General features: G+C 48.8%; 16 protein-coding genes. 1 reads left to right on the top strand and 15 read right to left on the bottom strand.

The window, feature by feature from the left end; all coding sequences use genetic code 11:
• Nucleotides 1-573: 573 nt before the first annotated feature.
• The 5 genes from OEM52_07905 to acsA all read right to left on the bottom strand — a co-directional run bounded on the left by OEM52_07905 (nucleotide 574) and on the right by acsA (nucleotide 6,341).
• On the bottom strand, nucleotides 574-1,683 hold the full coding sequence (locus OEM52_07905) for a DUF4097 domain-containing protein (protein ID MDK9700052.1): 1,110 nt from the start codon (nucleotides 1,681-1,683) through the stop codon (nucleotides 574-576).
• 435 nt (nucleotides 1,684-2,118) lie between these two features.
• On the bottom strand, nucleotides 2,119-2,709 hold the full coding sequence (locus OEM52_07900) for an acetate uptake transporter (protein MDK9700051.1): 591 nt from the start codon (nucleotides 2,707-2,709) through the stop codon (nucleotides 2,119-2,121).
• A 247-nt stretch (nucleotides 2,710-2,956) separates the two neighbouring features.
• Nucleotides 2,957-4,201 carry a glycine C-acetyltransferase gene (locus OEM52_07895; protein ID MDK9700050.1) on the bottom strand — a complete coding sequence of 415 codons (1,245 nt, stop codon included), beginning with the start codon at nucleotides 4,199-4,201 and terminating at the stop codon, nucleotides 2,957-2,959.
• An 88-nt stretch (nucleotides 4,202-4,289) separates the two neighbouring features.
• The gene (locus tag OEM52_07890; GenBank protein MDK9700049.1) at nucleotides 4,290-4,544 is read right to left on the bottom strand and encodes an acyl carrier protein; all 255 of its coding nucleotides are present in this window, start codon (nucleotides 4,542-4,544) and stop codon (nucleotides 4,290-4,292) included.
• 96 nt (nucleotides 4,545-4,640) lie between these two features.
• A complete protein-coding gene (gene acsA / locus OEM52_07885) occupies nucleotides 4,641-6,341 on the bottom strand; it encodes an acetate--CoA ligase (GenBank protein MDK9700048.1) in 1,701 nt (566 codons plus the stop codon).
• Between the two features lie 318 nt (nucleotides 6,342-6,659).
• Here acsA and kbl point away from each other — a divergent pair, with 318 nt between their 5' ends.
• Complete coding sequence (gene kbl / locus OEM52_07880) at nucleotides 6,660-7,850, top strand: glycine C-acetyltransferase (protein MDK9700047.1); 1,191 nt, start codon at nucleotides 6,660-6,662, stop codon at nucleotides 7,848-7,850.
• A gap of 307 nt (nucleotides 7,851-8,157) precedes the next feature.
• Here kbl and OEM52_07875 read toward each other — a convergent pair whose 3' ends face one another.
• The 10 genes from OEM52_07875 to OEM52_07830 form a co-directional block, all read right to left on the bottom strand.
• Nucleotides 8,158-9,564, bottom strand: coding sequence for an MFS transporter (locus OEM52_07875; protein ID MDK9700046.1), 1,407 nt, complete (start codon nucleotides 9,562-9,564; stop codon nucleotides 8,158-8,160).
• Between the two features lie 62 nt (nucleotides 9,565-9,626).
• The gene (locus OEM52_07870; protein MDK9700045.1) at nucleotides 9,627-10,283 is read right to left on the bottom strand and encodes an endonuclease; all 657 of its coding nucleotides are present in this window, start codon (nucleotides 10,281-10,283) and stop codon (nucleotides 9,627-9,629) included.
• Nucleotides 10,284-10,374: 91 nt separating this feature from the next.
• Nucleotides 10,375-11,901, bottom strand: coding sequence for a 2,3-bisphosphoglycerate-independent phosphoglycerate mutase (gene gpmI / locus OEM52_07865; protein MDK9700044.1), 1,527 nt, complete (start codon nucleotides 11,899-11,901; stop codon nucleotides 10,375-10,377).
• The gene (locus OEM52_07860) at nucleotides 11,873-12,370 is read right to left on the bottom strand and encodes a hypothetical protein (GenBank protein MDK9700043.1); all 498 of its coding nucleotides are present in this window, start codon (nucleotides 12,368-12,370) and stop codon (nucleotides 11,873-11,875) included. Before OEM52_07860 ends, gpmI begins: the two co-directional genes overlap by 29 nt.
• A 47-nt stretch (nucleotides 12,371-12,417) precedes the next feature.
• Nucleotides 12,418-12,630: a PspC domain-containing protein gene (locus tag OEM52_07855; protein ID MDK9700042.1), complete on the bottom strand. Its 213-nt coding sequence runs from the start codon at nucleotides 12,628-12,630 to the stop codon at nucleotides 12,418-12,420.
• On the bottom strand, nucleotides 12,627-13,130 hold the full coding sequence (greA, locus tag OEM52_07850; protein ID MDK9700041.1) for a transcription elongation factor GreA: 504 nt from the start codon (nucleotides 13,128-13,130) through the stop codon (nucleotides 12,627-12,629). Before greA ends, OEM52_07855 begins: the two co-directional genes overlap by 4 nt.
• 30 nt (nucleotides 13,131-13,160) lie before the next feature.
• Nucleotides 13,161-14,666, bottom strand: a complete 1,506-nt coding sequence (locus tag OEM52_07845) for an N-acetylmuramoyl-L-alanine amidase (protein MDK9700040.1) — start codon at nucleotides 14,664-14,666, stop codon at nucleotides 13,161-13,163.
• A complete protein-coding gene (locus OEM52_07840; GenBank protein MDK9700039.1) occupies nucleotides 14,663-15,427 on the bottom strand; it encodes a type III pantothenate kinase in 765 nt (254 codons plus the stop codon). The genes OEM52_07845 and OEM52_07840 overlap by 4 nt, the downstream gene beginning before the upstream one ends.
• 216 nt (nucleotides 15,428-15,643) lie before the next feature.
• The gene (locus OEM52_07835) at nucleotides 15,644-16,486 is read right to left on the bottom strand and encodes a biotin--[acetyl-CoA-carboxylase] ligase (GenBank protein MDK9700038.1); all 843 of its coding nucleotides are present in this window, start codon (nucleotides 16,484-16,486) and stop codon (nucleotides 15,644-15,646) included.
• 2 nt (nucleotides 16,487-16,488) lie between these two features.
• The coding region (locus OEM52_07830; GenBank protein ID MDK9700037.1) for a methylmalonyl-CoA mutase family protein at nucleotides 16,489-17,789 on the bottom strand (1,301 nt) is incomplete at its 5' end.

The following is a 17,789-nucleotide window of genomic DNA, read 5'->3' as shown; positions in this document are numbered from 1 at the left end:
ATGCTGCTAAGGTGAAGGGTGAAGGGTGTAGGGGGAAGGGGGTCGAAATATGGTGAAAGGTGTAAGGTGAAAGGTGTAGGGTAGCGACAGGTCGCCAGACCTGAAAAACGAATGGGCGAACACGAGGTTCGCCCGTACTCAAAATCGAGGACAGACAGAGGCGGCTGCCAGCCGCCCCTACGATGCAATGAGATTGCCTGCGGTGAGCCCTGTTAGATTGCTTCGCTACGCTCGCTATGACATGGACAGACTTTTCTGGGGTCTGTCCCAACTGTAAAAAGGGCGTGCGCGACACGCCCCTACGGAACGGGCGGACGTGGAAGTCCGCCCCTACCCATCATCCAATACCCATAACCCAAAGCTCACCACCGAACACCGAAACCGCGACAGGAACCCGTTTCGGCTCACCGTAGGTAATGTCGCGGCCACGCAGAAAAAAAGGGCGGACGTGGAAGTCCGCCCCTACCCATTACCCATTACCTAGCACCCAACACCTAATACCCATCCCCCAATACTCATCATTTACCATCCATCACCTATTACTCTGCTCCAAAATGAATTGATGGAGTGCGATTACCGGCGGTGCCGTGGTTTGCGATTGTGGTCGCGAAAACCGTCGCGATCACGGTCTCGATGGTCGCGGTCACGATGCCAACCATGATCATCGTGACGGTCATGATGGCGAGGTCCAAAGACAATGCGCAACGGTGGAATGTGTACGGTTCGCCACGGTCGCCAAACGTGGCGGAAACGCGGTGAACAAGGATCGCCATAGGAATTGATATAGCGATGTTCTACGATAACAGGAGTCGTCTTGTAGATCACAGTCGGCTCGCTACTCACCGCAGCTTGTGCCACAGGTTGGGGGTGAAACGTATCGAATGAGATAGAACCGTTGACCGTTTCCACAATCACTGCCCCCTCCCCATATCCCAAGCGACCACTGGCATAGGTGCGGTTGCGGTTAATCGAAATCGCTTCAGCAAACGAACCACACGAGATGATTCCATTGGCAGTGCGAGCCGAAATCGTAGCGTTCACGTCGCCGGCGAGATGAATCTTCACCGCTCCATTGGTTGTATTCACCCGCATTCGACCATTACTAGGCAATGCGACAAATAAATCGCAATCGCCACTAACCGATTCGAAGTAAGCTTCCCGCGATGAGCTCTCGACGGTGATATCGCCATCCGTCGTCGATCCATTTAACTTTCCGGTACAATTCAAAATTTCCAAATCGCCGGAGGTCGATGCAAGATCAATGTCTCCATCCAGGTCGCGACAAGCGATATTGCCACTTTCGGTCTCGGCCGTGATGTCTAGTTCGGGCGGGACTAACAAAGTATAGGTAATTGAACGCTCATAGGAATCGGAGCGCCAGCGCGATGATTGGATTTCCAGTGTGATACCGGAACGTTTCATATCAATCGAAGACTCGTTGGCGAGTTGTTCGCATTCCCGATCGGAGAAGCCGCTGATTTTTGTAATGGCATGCAACTCGATTTTGCCATCGGTGGTGGTGAGAATTTCGATATCGCCATTGCGGTTATCGATTTGAAGGCGCCGGATTCCCGCAGCGGAAACCTCACGCTCCGTAGTAGTGGTCGCTTCACCGGCCAGCGACGGAGTCGTCGCGAATAGCCCGGCGAATACAAGACTAGCATAGATAAATTGCTTTGTCATTACTTCCTCACTTCCTTCAGTAGCACCCAAAACAACGCATTCTTTAAAAATAAAATTCTACTGCATCGCACATTACATGATACGTTTCCAAATCAGGATTGAGCGTTTGTTTTTCTCGCACGTTGTCTATCGAGTGAGTAGCATCGTTCAGCGAAAACGTTGCAGTCGTTTTCGCTATTCTTTTTAAACATCTAAGCGTATTATTTAACTCGTAAGAATGACACATGCAGAAGCCAACAACTACCATTTATGCAGTGATTTGATGGCGCGTCAGTAATGTTAGCAAAAAGAGAGGGGCGTATATCATACGCCCCTGTATCAATCGGTAAATGATCCGGGCGGGCATGGGAGCCCGCCCCTACCCTCCGCGAATGCAATAAATGGTGAGCTGCGTTGTCAGTGATATCGGAACACTACATCGATAATTATTCTGACTTATTTACCGACCGCTCCAAGGGGAAGAACAGTTTTTCCGTACACTTCATTCAAGACTTGTGCGACCGCAGCATAGATCGCGGAACCACCACAAAAGATTCCTTCGATACCGGCAATGGTTTTTATGACGGGATTCTCGAGGAAGTCGCCAATCGCGAGTAAGAAGAATAAAACCGTAAGCGATGAGAATACTACTTGTAAAGCGCGATTCAACCGGAGGGTTCCGACAAACATCATCGCAGTGAAAATGCCCCAAATCATTAAATAGAAGCCCATTTCGGCGCTGGTAGGCGCTGCTCCCCACCCAAGTTTCGGGAGAACAAGAATTGCAACTAAGCTATGCCAAAACAATCCATACATCGAAAAGGCAGTGGTGCCAAAAGTATTCCCTTTCTTCCACTCCATCCATCCGGCAAAGATTTGCGCGAACCCACCGATGAAAATTCCCATTGCAAGAATCATGGTACTAATGCCATAGAGTCCGGCATTGTGAAGATTAAGCAACACTGTTGTCATACCGAACCCGAGTAGACCAAGCGGTGCAGGATTCGATGTTGTATCCTTGATTGTGATTGAAGTTACATCGTTCATAGCAGGACGAGTTCCTTTTGAAAAAAGAGTAAAACGGAGAAGACCAAGCGGGCTATGCCTGCGGGTATCGGATATCTTATAGTCATACTAAGTATCAGAATGCTATATAACTAGCTCAGACAAGATAGTACGAGCTTCAAATAGAGAGAGGGCGGACATTTCTCTTCGAAACATCCGCCCCCCAGCGTTGTTAGTCGAATCTATAAAACAGGCGTGATCGCCGTTACTACTTTGGATAGTTTAGAAATCACTCGCCGAATTTTGCGAGAATCTCTTTCTTCTTGAGACCCAGCACACCGAGTTCGGCACCGACTTTTTTGAAGGCAGCTAACGCTTTATCGAGATGCTCGAACTCATGACCGGCGCTGATTTGCGTACGAATACGCGCTTGACCCGCCGGCACCACCGGGAAGAAGAAACCGACGGCGTAGATACCTTCGTCATACAGTTTCTTGCTGAATTCCTGCGCCAGTTTCGCATTGTAGAGCATCACTGGAACAATCGGTGTATTCCCCGCTTTCAAATCGAAGCCAGCTTCGGTCAACCCTTTGCGCCAATACTCCGTTAACTTCTCGAGTTTATCTCGCCGTTCCGTCGTTTTCGAAAGCAGTTCGATAACTTTCATCGATGCCATCACAACCGGCGGCGGCACGGCATTGGAGAAGAGATACGGACGGCCGCGCTGTTTCATCAACTCGGCGACTTCTTTCGGACCGGCAACGCAACCACCGGTTGCACCACCAAGTCCTTTACCAAAAGTAGTGGTAATGATATCGACTTTGCCCATTACGTTAAAGTGCTCATGCACTCCCCGTCCGGTTTTTCCGATAAATCCGGAGGCATGCGAATCGTCTACGACTACCATTGCATCGTACTTCTCGGCTAACTCACAGATTTGATCGAGCGGCGCCATATCGCCATCCATCGAGAAGACGCCATCAGTAACAATCATGCGCATCCGGCACGTCTGCGTTTCCTGCAGTTTTTCTTCCAGATGCTCCATATTTGCATGTTTGTAATTGAAGTTTTGTCCTTTCGACAAGCGGATTCCATCGATTAAGGACGCATGGATTAAACGATCCGAGATAATCGCATCCTCCTCGGTACACAACACTTCAAATAGTGCAGCATTAGCATCGAGGCAGCTACCGAACAAGCACGCATCCTCGGTGCCGAGGAAGGCGGCGATTTTTTTCTCAAGTTCGCGATGAATGTCCTGAGTTCCGCAGATGAAGCGGACAGAAGACATCCCGTAACCGCGGGAATCGAGCGCTTCATGCGCGGCTTTTATAACATCCGGATGACTGGAGAGTCCCAGATAATTGTTCGCACACATGTTGATGACCGATTTCTCGGGAGCATCAGCCGGAAAACGAACATCGATATCTGCACTCTGTGGACTGCAGATTAATCGTTCTTGTTTGAATAAACCATCTTGTTTGATTTTCTCGATGGTATCGGAAAAAATCGTTCTTGCCCGGTTGTAAGCCATCTTGTACTCCATAGCATCGATAGAACGTTGTACAATATTTCACATAACGAACCATAAAGGTAACCACTGACAATGTGGTTAAAACCGTTTATAGATCCGGTCGAAACTCTTTCACTAACTCGACAATGCGATTCACGGTATCGAACGCTTGTGGACTGGCTTTGGCGTCGGGAATCGAAATCGCATATTTTTTCTCGAGGAATACTTTCAGTGAGACCATCGAAAACGAATCGACAATACCACCGGAAATCAACGGGGTGTCGTAGGTCAATTCGGTGTCGTCGTCATCTTCGAGGTATTCTTTCTTGACATAGTTCAAGACCATATCGCGGATACTATCCATAGTTGTCTCCTGACAATCTTACAATACTTGTTTTATTGTTACGTCAAACGCCATCGATTGACGTTTTCTCGACTAACACTATGGTCAGTCGTACGGTTAATCGTTCTCTAAGGTTGAGATATCGCCGATCGGTTCGCCAAACTCTTGCGCACGAAGGACGCGACGCATAATTTTCCCGCTTCGTGTCTTTGGCAGCGATTTCACAAATTCAATTTTTTGCGGCATCGCTAACGGAGAGAGGCGCTTCCGGATAAGATTAATGATATCAAGCTCAAGGTCATCATTAGCTTCGTAACCCGGCTTCAATGCGATGAACGCTTTAACGACTTCCATGTTCACCGTATCCGGGGTCGCTACTGCAGCGGATTCAGCCACAGCTGGATGCTCGAGCAATGCCGATTCTATCTCGAAAGGACCGACCAAGTGACCACCGGTATTGATGACATCGTCGTCGCGCCCGACAAACCAGTAGTAGCCTTCCTTGTCGATACTGGAACGGTCACCGCAGATGTACCAACCGTTGACGAACTTCTTCTTGTATCCTTCAGGATTATTGAAGTACGTTCGGATCATGGATGGCCAACCGGGACGAAGGGCGATTAAACCGACCTTACCGGGTTCGGTTATCGGTTCGTATGTTTTCAGATCAAGTACGGTGGCTGTGATACCGGGGAAAGGTTTCCCCATCGAACCGGGTTTAATTGGCATTCCGGGATAATTGGTAATGACAATACAACCAGTTTCGGTCTGCCAATACGTATCATGGAACATCATGCCAAATGCTTCCTGCGACCAAAGGACCGCTTCGGCATTGAGTGGCTCGCCGACACTGGCAAGATGGCGCAAACAGGATAGATCGCATTTTTTGACGATATCGGAACCGTCACGCATTAACAGACGAATCGCCGTTGGTGCCGAGTACCAGACTGTGATGCGATACTTTTCGATAAACTGGTACCACTTCTCAGAATTGAATCCGGCATCGAAGACAGCTTGAGTAACGCCATTTGCCCACGGGCCTATGATTCCGTATGAGGTGCCGGTTACCCAACCTGGGTCGGCATTGCACCAATAGATGTCATCGTCTTGCAAATCGAGTACCCACTTTGAGGTGAGGTATTGTGAAACGATGGAACCGTGAACGTGTTGAGCGCCTTTCGGTTGACCGGTGGTGCCGGAGGTATAATGCAGTACCGATGGGGTTTCTGCGGTCGATGGATAAGAATCAAAATGTTCAACAGCAGGCGATCCATCCATATCGAATGAAATTTCTCTGTCTCTCAGGGGGGAGTTTCCTGCATCGACGACGATGATGTGACGCAGTTCCGGCAAAGTTGCAAGAATTTTCCGGATTTTTGCGACGTGTTTCTTTTGCGTAAAGATCGCGGAAGTTTTCGCGTTATCGAGCCGGGTAAACAGCGATTCGTCGCCAAAGGCTGAGAATAGCGGTTGCGCTACTGCACCACTTTTCAGGATTCCAACGAATCCGATGTAGAGCTCAGGTGCGCGATCCATGAAGAGACAAACTCGCTCGCCCGGTTTGATACCGAGGTCAACCAAAAACTTGGCAATAACATTGGAGCGAATGCGCAAGTCGTCGAAGGTATAGCGTTTGGTTTCGCCTAAATGGTTTTCCCAAAGGAGCGCAGTTTTTTCGCCTTTGCCCAGTTTACAGTTTCGATCACTCAGGAACCACCCGATATTGATCGGATCGCCTGGTTTGATATCGAGTTCTTTTTCTGCAATCGACCAATCGAAGTTGGTGAGACGTTGTTCGTAGGAACCGATATTGCTCATAGGGGGGTATTCCTCGCAGTTTGTAACAACCGGCAATGCAAGTCGAAGTATTAGACATTTTCAACAACGTTGACAACCGTAGATCGGAGTGGTTCGAAGTTGAATTGGAGGTTTTCAGTAAGTTGTGGCGAATGTACGAAAAATTCTCCACGAATATTAAAATACGATGTTTTTTTCAAGTGCGCAACCTAACTGTAGACTCTTACTGGATGGACTTTTACGGGTTTTGTGAAACAGAACAACCGAATGTTTCGGTCGAAAAATTGCTTTCGATTTCCATCACTGTAACTTATTGACTGAGGAAGGAGTAACCCCGACATGTTTACCGAAGAAATGCGTGAGCATTTAGTCAGCGAAATCGAGCAGACGAAATCCGACGGGTTGTACAAGACCGAACGAATCCTGCTCTCGCCGCAAAGCGCAAAGATCCGCACCAGTCAAGGTGATGTAATAAATTTCTGTGCCAACAATTATCTCGGATTAGCAAACCATCCCCGCTTAATTGCAGCCGCCAAGAAAGCCCTCGATGAACGAGGATTAGGGTTGGCAAGTGTCCGTTTTATTTGTGGTACGCAGGACCTCCACAAACAACTTGAAGAAACGATAGCAACGTTTTTCGGCACCGAAGACACGATTCTTTATGCTGCATGTTTCGACGCCAATGGCGGCGTTTTTGAACCGTTGTTACACGCCGAAGACGCCCTGATATCCGATGAATTGAATCACGCTTCGATCATCGATGGCATCCGATTATGTAAAGCGGAGCGTTTTCGGTACCGTCATAAAGACATGACCGATTTGGAAGAGATACTGCGGCAGGCGCAGGAGTTTCGTTTCCGGATTGTTGTCACTGATGGTGTCTTTTCGATGGATGGCGATCTTGCCCCGTTGCAGGACATTTGCCGACTTTGCGAAAAGTATCAAGCGCTGGTCATGGTCGACGACTGTCACGGCACCGGTTTTCTTGGTGAGAATGGTCGCGGCTCTTGCGAAGCAACCGGTGTGTTGGGTCGTGTTGACATTATAACCTCCACCTTGGGGAAAGCGATGGGCGGCGCAACTGGTGGCTTTACCACCGGTAGAAAAGAGATCATCGAATGGCTGCGGCAGAAGTCGCGACCGTATTTATTCTCGAATACGCTGGCGCCAGTAGTCGCTGCTGCCGGAATCGAAGCATTCCATCTGGTCGATGAGAGCAACGAATCCCGAGAACGATTGACAAAGAATACGAGATTGTTCCGTGAGAGTATGATTGCGAATGGATTCAATGTCCGCGGCGAGACCCCGATTTGTCCGGTGATGATCGGTGATTCGATTCTTGCGCAAAAGTTATCGGCACGGCTTTTGGAAGAAGGAGTTTACGTTATCGCATTCTCCTACCCGGTTGTACCAAAAGGGACTGATCGAATCCGAGTGCAAATCTCAGCGGCGCATTCCGAAGAACAGATTCGCTTCACAGTCGATAAATTTGCGAAAGTTGGTAAAGAATTGGGCGTGATTTCTGCATAACTCGATTCCGGTGTTCAGATAAATTTAATGGATGAACACATTTACAATACAGGTCGGGAGACCCGTCGTTACCTAAAACAAAAATCGGGCGGACATGGCTGTCCGCCCCTACCCAATTCATTGGAAACTCATGTATACTTCTCGCCCGTTGGACACGAATGTCCAACGTACGGCAGCTATGCAACGGGCTTGGAAGCCCGTAACCACCCAAACAAAAGCGGGCGGACATGGAAGTCCGCCCCTACCCGAAACACAATCTCCTGACAAATTCAATACGCTTTTAATCCGTGTCGAAAACTAGGGTTACCTAATGTCCGCCACCACGTTTGGAATCGGGGAAGGCAAACCAGATACGGGTTGCCAAGTACGTACCCAAGATACCAAAAGGAATCAGGAACGGTGCCCAATAGCCCCAATTACTGGTTGTCAAGAACCCTAATGCCAAGGATTGGACACCTGTACCGAGGTAGACAAATCCATCGATCAAACCAACCGCAGTACCAGCAGCTTTGCGACCGCCAAAATCCATCGTGGATGTACCCGAAAGCATACCATGTACACCTATAACAAAGAGACTCATAAAGGCAACAACCCAACCGAGCACTTCAACATTGGTATAGGTGAATGACATGACGATTGCCCCAACAGTCAACAAACCATACAGTAAGGCAGCAACCGGTCCGCGGCGACTCCCGAAGATGTGGTCGGAAACCCATCCGGCTGTCATTCCACCCAACACCCCGGCAAACATCAGGATTAATCCCCAATTTTCGCTAACAAATGGTGCAGCAGTGATTGCATTGTTTTTTAGCAACTCCTTCACATAAATCGGGAACCAGTGCATCACACCGTTACGCATGACACCGGAACAGAATTCGATGAAGGCGATGGTGAGAATAATCTTGTTAGTGAGGATTTTTCTAAGAATTTCCCCAAGGTGAAACTCATCGCTGGTATCGCCACTGCTGGCATCACCGGTATTGAAATCCTTATGACCAGTCTGAGAGGGACGATCCCAAACCATGAAATAATCGATTACAAAAAACACAAGTAGAATTGCCGCTGGAATCCAAAAGACCCACCATGTCTCATCACCTGCTGCTCCATCGATACCGAAGATTGCCCGGATCCCAGCTTGAATGAAATTCAAATTCTGCGGATTGGCAATGGTAGCATTGACAATTCCGGTGCCCCAATCGAAAGCAAAGTAGAGACCGAGTGAAATCAGGATACCGAAGATACCGCCGAAGACACCACGTTCCCGGACGTGGAACCATGAAGCGTTGACTTTAACAATCGAAACCGCCCCGAATGATTGGAAGTACATATTTACTGCGTAGAGTAGTGAAAAGAGAACCGTTCGATTTTCGAACAGCACACCACCCGGCGACCCCAAGAATGCTTGTGTGAAAAGCCCCATCAGGATATTCATAGCGGCAACACCGATGGCAGCGATTAATATCGTACGACGACCGCCCAACTTGTCGGTTAACGGACCGTTGATCAGAAATGCAAATGCGTATGTAAATGTGCCTACTGCGAAAATGACCCCGAAATCCTCCTTGGTCATTAGATCGCCCAGTGCGTTCTTAGCAACGGTGAGATTATACCTCGCCATGTAAAGGAAAGCATACGTCAATCCGAGGGGAAACCAGTTCAGAAACCGGCGTACTCGAAAATCACTCGAGTGTTGGAATGGCATGTCAGTTGGCATTGTTTTTCCTACTATGTTACGTAAAACGATAACGCTTATGACTCATATAAAAGTAGCGAACTTTACCCGCCAATGCGAGCACAGTGGTTTTGAAGTGGACATTTGTCACAGGCAGGATTTCGTTTATGACAAGTGAGTTTTCCGTGAGCGACGATTAAAGCGTGGAGTTCATTTTGTTCGGGAACGGTGAGCGGTGCAAGCGTTGTCAACCAAGTCACACAATCATCATAAGTTGCCAGAGTAGGCAAGGCACCTAACCGAACAGCGATGCGTTTGGTGTAGGCATCGGAGACGGTGACCGGGCGTTCCATTGCATACAAAAGAATCGCGTCAGCCGTTTCCGGACCAATACCTTTGATACTGAGCAACTCGTTTCGTAGTTGTTGAGTTGGAATACTCTGCACTCCGTCGAATGAACTGTGTGAAAGCAACCAATTGCATAGGCGTTGTAAAGTTTGCCCTTTTGCCGTTTGATAACCGGAGGGACGAATCAGCTCTTTGATCGCTGCTTCGGATAACTCGAGGTACTTTTCTTCAGTGTCGATACCCTGCATAAGAAGATTAGCAATCGAGCGTTCAACATTCCGCCAATTTGTGTTCTGGGTTAAGATGCAACCGACGACGATTTCGAATTTCGATTTCCCGGGCCACCAGTGTTGCGCTCCGTAATGTTTGAGGAGCGTTTGATAGATTGGCGGATTAGGTTTTCGAGTTTTCATGATAGGATAGGATGCGCTGGAGGATTAGGTCGAGATAAGTGATATGAAAATAATGGGGCGTATGCCATACGCCCCAATTGTAGTGTTGTCATTACGGGAGGATGAGGGATTTGCCGGTCATTTCAGTGGGTTGAGGTTGCTCCATCCAAGCTAAGATGGTGGGGGCAATATCTGCCAGTCTGCCGCGCTCCCGGAACTGAATCGTAGTATTGTCATCGACAGCGATAAAGGGGACATCGTTTAACGTGTGCTGAGTGTGAGGGCAATTGGATTCGTAGTCCCACATCTGTTCGGCATTTCCATGATCCGCGGTAACAAATGCGGTGTAGCCGTGTTGCCTACACGCAGTGAGGATACGCCCAATTCCGACATCGACCGCTTCGACGGCTTTGGTAGCCGCTTCCAGCGAACCGGTGTGACCAACCATATCGCAATTCGCGAAGTTCACGATGATTAAATCGTGTTTCTCTTTAGTAACATCAGTAACAACGGTGTTGGCAACTTCGACCGATGACATTTCCGGTTGCAAGTCGTAGGTAGCGACATGTGGTGAAGGAATCATTATCCGGTCTTCCAACGTGAATGGTGTTTCTACTCCACCGTTAAAGAAGTAAGTTACATGAGCATACTTCTCGGTTTCGGCACAGCGCAGTTGTTTTAGTCCTGCCTCAGCAATGACACCACCCAGCAATTTTTCCATCGTTTGTGGTTTGAATAATACCGGAAAAGGAAACGCAGCATCATACTGTGTCAGCGTAAAGTACTCGAGGGCGAGTTCTTTCACAGCAAACCGATCAAAGCCTGGAATTGCCAAAGCATGGGAAAGTTCACGGGCGCGGTCGGCACGAAAATTCAGGAAGAGAATCGTGTCGTGTGGTTTGATTCTACCTTGTGAAACACCGTTAGGTTGGATTAACGCCGGTTTAATGAATTCATCGGTAACATCATTCTGATAGGAATCGCTAATCGCTTCATTTACGGATCGATATACGTTACCGACATCCTTCACCAGACAATCATAAGCCAACTGTACGCGATCCCAGCGCTTATCGCGATCCATCGCATAGTAGCGGCCGATCACCGATACTACCCCGGGAAGACCCAAGGCACGGGCGTGTTGATCGACCTGCTCGACGAATTGCAATCCAGAACGCGGAGGGGTATCTCGACCATCGGTAAAGGCGTGAATAAACACATTGCGTAACCCAGCGTTTGCGAAACGCTCCAACAAAGCGCCTACATGGCGGTTAGAGGAGTGTACTCCGCCATCTGAGATCAATCCCATGAGATGAAGAGCGACACCTTTGCGGGCAGCGGATTTTAACAAATTCTGAAACGGTTCCGAGCGGTCAAGTTCACCGGATTCGATTGCGGCATCGATTCGGGTGATTTCCTGATACACGACTCTACCAGCGCCGATGTTCAGATGTCCGACTTCCGAGTTACCCATCTGTCCGTCAGGTAAACCGACGTCACGACCACAACAAGCTAATCGGGTATGGGGATACTTCTCGAAGAGTCCTTTCAGGACAGGCGCATTGGCTGCTGCAACCGCATTCCGATCAGAATCACTCCTCAGACCATAGCCATCAAGGATGGCAAGTAGTACTTTCTTCATTGCGATGCACTCGAAATTCCTGCCAGAGTTCCGGTTTCCGACGGTTCCACCAGCAATACGCTAAACCGAGAATAACAAATAACAGTGGGATACCCCACGATGCGTGCGATAACAGTTTCCACGGCCAAACAAATCGTTTCAGACTCCATGCCACTCCCGCAAACAGCGAAAGCAGCATTCCAATCCAAAGATGCTTGGTAGTTACTGGTTCAACAAAGTAATAAAGAATTATCGCAAATCCGGCGAGTAGGATGTAAGCGAGAATCACATCACCAAACCATACAATCGAATGTCCGCCAAAGTATAGTTGGATGAGTGCCGTTCCCATGAAGAGCGTTGCGGGAAAGACTGCGAGCCGTTCCTTGCGATGAAAGGCAAGAAACAAGAGAATTGTACCAAAAAGCAGGAAGGAGTTCGCGACGATTTTCCAACTGAGCGGCATCCAGCCGACAACCAAAAGCGTTGCCACAACAGCAACCAAGGTTACCCAAAAGGTTCGCGTACCCTGTTTCAGGGTTATTTCTCCTGTTGCTTCGGTTCCTGCGGCATCATGAAGTATGCGATGAAATATGCAAGGAAACCGATCCAGAAAATAAAAAAGGTTATGGAGAACACCAATCGAACAATTACCGGATCGACCCCGGTGTATTCCGCTAAACCGCCGCACACACCAAACAGCACTCGGTCATGTCGGCTACGATAGCATTTCAATGGAATTTGTGCCATCATTTACTAATCTCCGAAACACGATACTTCACCAAACCGGCCGGTACTTCCACTTCAAACTCTTCGCCGACTGCTTTCCCGATTAGTGCTTTACCCACGGGTGAAGTCGATGATATCGAACCGCTGCGGGGATCGGCTTCTTCGGGTGCAACAACGCGATACTCCAACACTTTTTCCGTTTTCAGGTTGAGAATTCTCACCCGTGACATTAAACCGATTTTATCGGTCTTGATATCGTTTTCATCGAATTGTACTACCCGGGAAAGCAAGCGTTGCAGTTTCCCAATTTGAATATCGATATGAGTCAACCCCTCACGGGCGGCAGCATACTCAGCGTTTTCCGATAGATCGCCTTTTTCGCGCGCTTCCTGCAAACTACGCAACATATCGGGCCGCTTGTTTTCGGTCAGATCGTAAAGATCACGCTCGATCTTTTTGATACCATCCTGACTCATCAGAATTGGATTGCTGCTGTTGCTGTTATTGTGATGATTATTCGACATGCTACTCCAAAGATATCTCTACGCGCGATGCTACCTACTCATTTGTACGAAATCAACCAAGCCTTCCGCAAGAGCTTCCGCCTCTAACTGACGAAATTCTTCGGTTCGTAACTTACGTTCCTGCTCGGGTCTAATCATAAACGCCGCCTCAGTTAACACCGAAAGCTGCGGTTGGGAACGACAGATAGCAAAGTCACCAACATATACTCCCCGCTCGGGTAATGCAAGCCGCACAAGTAAACGTTTATATAACGTTTTTGCAAGTCCTTCGGAGTGGGAATGAAAGAAGTAAACAGCCGTGCCCGTGCTATCCCATGGGTTGTTACCATCGGGTAATGCATTATGATGCACCGATAATAATATGTCCGCTTGCCAATTTTCAGCGATAGCCACCCGGTCTGTGAGTGCCATCACAGTATCAGTGGTACGGGTTTGCTTGACTTCTGCCCCTAACTCGAGTAACCGTTTCGTTAAACGATTCGAGACATCCAGGTTGGCAGTTTTCTCGGCGAACCATGTCGGTCCAATCGATCCATACTCAACTCCTCCGTGACCGGGATCGACAACAATTCTCCAACCAACAAGCGGTCGATTTGGTTCCGCAGACGGCGGCGGCGCTTCTCGTAACGTTAATGCCAGTCCTAACGAGTCGGTTTCCCAACGATAGCCGAGGTATTTGTATTGATTGGCAATACTTACATTTACAACAACATCTTTATTGTTTTCAAAGAACTCTATCTTTTCCACCAATGAGCCTGCCAAACATGCAATTTTCAAACCGGGTTTTACTTTGGCATTCTGCAAACGAAAAGTGAGTTTCCGATTTTGCTCATCATACTCATAATGAAATGAGGTCGGTATCGCGCCGATAAGTTGTACCGTAGTTAATCGCTTCTGCTTATCGACTTGCATTGATACTTTTGTAATAACGCCGGTTGCTGGTTGTTTTTTCGTCCGAATGATTTTCGCAGAATCCATCCAAACACCGGTTCCGTCGGGAAGTTTCGCGAAATAGTTTGTTCGAGATTTTGCTTGGATCTTAACCGGAGTATTGGTCATCGGTAACAGGATATTTTTTCCGGTAGGGCTGTTGCGAAACCGGGCACCTTCTTTGGTGAGTGCCCAAAACGGTGACTTAAGCTTTATCGGAGGGGCGATGGATGGTGAGCCTGTGCGAACCACTGGAATTGCTAAGCGGTTGGTATCACTTCCGGTTATAGCAACCAAACTCCACGTAAAATCATGCTGACGGGAGGGGGTCTTTAACCATGCAATCCAACCACCACCTGAATCAATCGTGACTGGCTTTCCGTTGATTGCTAATTTCGTTATCAATGGATTGGCAACATTTCCGAGTAGGAAAGTAGAATCGATGTACGCAGCAAGAGTAACTCTACCAAGCGAATCGGTTTCGCGGGGATAAACGATATCGATGGGTTTTCCGGACGGCGCTGATGGCCAAACCCGGATGGGAGCGGCATTCGCAAGGTTCGAGAACAATAAAATGAGAGAGACTACAAACAAACGAAATATCATAACGCAGATTCGCAGATTCGTTTGATTCCCTCTAATACTAAATACGGCGCGACTTCACTGATTATTGAAGAGTGTGGTGCAAGTAAAGGGGCAAAGCCGCCGGTAGCAATGACATGAGGCTCACCACCGATTTCTAATGCGAAGCGAATCGCCAGATTATCAGCGGCACCGAGACTTCCCCAGAGTAACCCACTGCGGATCGCATCAGAGGTATTTCGTCCAATCACTTGTTCAGGAAGTTGCAATTGTACGTTGAATAACTGAGATGTGCGTGACGCGAGCGAGTGCATTGCGGTTTCAATGCCGGGGGCAATCGCTCCACCGACATATACACCATCGGAATCGACAGCATCGACGGTCGTGGCTGTACCAAAATCGATTACGATGAGCGGCGCTCCCCACCGCGCCACTCCGGCGACTACGTTACACAAGCGATCGATTCCGACCGCCGAGGGCGGTTGATAAGAAATGGGGATGTTAGGAAGTACCGTTACGCCAATTACATCGCAAGGAATATCCGGCAAGTGTTTTTTTACAGCTCGCTCCATTGCCGCAGTGACATCGAGTACGACCGACGCAATCCCGACGTGCTTAATGCTATCAGATGCGTCATGATCGACCAAAAAGCTCGCCATCAACCATCGCAACTCATCGGCAGTGCGACGCGTCGTCGAAGAGACCCGCGCCTCCGCAACCATTTCGTATCCTTTGAGGAGTCCAAAAGTGATATTTGTATTACCGATGTCGATCGCAAGAAACATTTTTCTTTATCTCACAAATCAGAAATTGGCTGAGCGTGTTCCTGACTTCCCTGCTGAAGTCAGGCATGATTTCCTGCGGTGAGCCGCAAGGCGGGTTGCCTAACCTCCAATCTCATTACGCAGACAAGATTGTCTGCGCTACGGTGGACAGACAAGAGTGTCTGTCCTACGGAGTTTCTAGATGGCGGACAGGGGCTTCCGCCCCTACTGCCTGAGTTAAATGGAAAGATGTTCGACAATACCGGATAGAAAGGTTCTCTTTGTACCATCTGGTAATTGCAAAACCAACTCTCCAGATGTCGTCAAACCAGCAAATGTACCATTGTATACCGTTTCATTCTCAGTAACCGATAAGGGAGTGTCAATGGGTGGACCCCAGCGCAACCATTCGGCAAGCAATTGATCCTGTGGTTCTTTCAGATAGTGCCACATCTTTTCCAGCACTTCCGTTAGATGGGTCAGAAAATCCTCCAGTTCCCATTTTTTACCCGTTGCAACCCGTAGTGAGATCGCTTTGTCTCGAATATCTAAGGGGAAATCCTTTCTGACATGATTGATGTTAATACCGATACCTAAAACGACCCCCATTGGCTGGGAGCCGGCAACCACGCTGGTCGTTAGGATACCCGCTAACTTTTTTCCATCCAGCAACAGATCATTGGGCCATTTGAGTGAGAGTCGTTTCGTTAAATTGATGGGAACCATACTCAAGATGATTCCCCCTTCCCGAACTGTTCTCAGTAACGCAATCCCTGCCCATAGCGACACGAGCGATAGTTTAGACAAATCGGGCGGCGCCGGCAGCGTTATCGAAACATAGAGACCTAACTCCCGCGCCGAATAGAAGGACTTGCCCATTCTGCCCAAACCAGCCGTTTGCTTCTTGGCAACGACGATCGCTCCGAGTTTCCCTTCTCGCAAAAGCTCGACCGCTCGTGGTTGTGTCGATTCGATTTCATCGTGGTCTTCACGGTACGAACCAATCCACGATTGATCCGGCACTCCGAGTACCGTCTCTGCTAAGTTGACTTTGGTATAGGCAGAAGCCGCAGAATCCATGCTTAATACTCTCCGTAAACCCGTCTCAGGGCATCCGATATTTCACCGACCGATGCATACACTTCCACCGCTGCGACGATATACGGCATTATGTTTTCATTGTTGCGAGCCGCTTGCTCGACCGCTTCCAGTCTTTGGTTCACTGCGGCGTTGTCTCGATTCGCTTTAATCTGTTTGTGGTGTTCAACTTGACTGCGCTCCTGCTCTTCGGTCACTTTCAATACCGGAGGTGGTGGCGTTTCTTTATCCCTGAACGAATTCACCCCGACGATTTTTTTATCACCGCGCTCAATCGCTTGCTGATAAGCATACGATGCCGCCGCGATTTCCGTCTGGAAGAAATTCTTCTCGATTGCCGGGACCGATCCGCCCATCGCATCGATCTTCTTGATGTACTCCATCGCCGCCGTTTCGATTTGATCGGTCAAGCTCTCAACATAATAACTTCCACCGAGCGGGTCGATGGTTTCCGTCACACCGGATTCGTAACCAATAACCTGCTGAGTTCGCAATGCGAGGGTCGCGCTTTCATCGGTCGGCAACGCCAACGCCTCGTCAAAACTGTTGGTATGCAAAGATTGGGTCCCGCCAAGTACCGCCGCCATCGCCTGTACAGTGGTACGAATCACATTCACATAGGGCTGCTGGGCTTGGAGAGAAGAACCGGCGGTCTGCGTATGGAATCGAAGAGTCCACGATTTATCGGATTTCGCACCAAACCGTTCGCGCATTAATTTCGCATAAATCCGACGTGCTGCGCGGAATTTTGCAACTTCCTCAAAGAGATTGTTATGAGCGTTGAAGAAAAAGGCAAGGCGTGGTGCAAACTCGTCGATGTCGAGCCCAGCGTCAAGGGCAGCCTGCACATAGGCAATCGCATTAGAGAGCGTAAAGGCGACTTCCTGAACTGCGGTAGAACCAGCTTCGCGAATATGATAGCCAGAGATCGAAATGGTGTTCCACGAGGGGATTTCTTTGGCACACCACGCGAAAATATCGGTGATGATTTTCATCGATGCCGCCGGCGGATAGATGTAAGTGCCGCGAGCGATATACTCTTTCAACAAATCATTTTGAATGGTACCGGACAACTTCGACCACTCAGCGCCTTGTTTTTTTGCTACGGTACAATACATCGCCAGCAATACGGCAGCTGTTGAGTTGATTGTCATCGAGGTGGAAACTTTATCAAGCGGAATGCTATCGAAGAGGGTTTCCATATCGGCGAGGGTATCGATGGCGACACCGACTTTGCCGACTTCCCCGCGCGCCATCGGATGATCGCTATCGTAACCCATTCGGG

It is taken from the genome of bacterium, from assembly GCA_030247525.1.
Classification (GTDB): Bacteria; Electryoneota; JAOADG01; order JAOADG01; family JAOADG01; genus JAOTSC01.
Note: the sequence above shows the minus strand (reverse complement) of the source record. Positions and strands in the feature narration are given on the sequence as shown.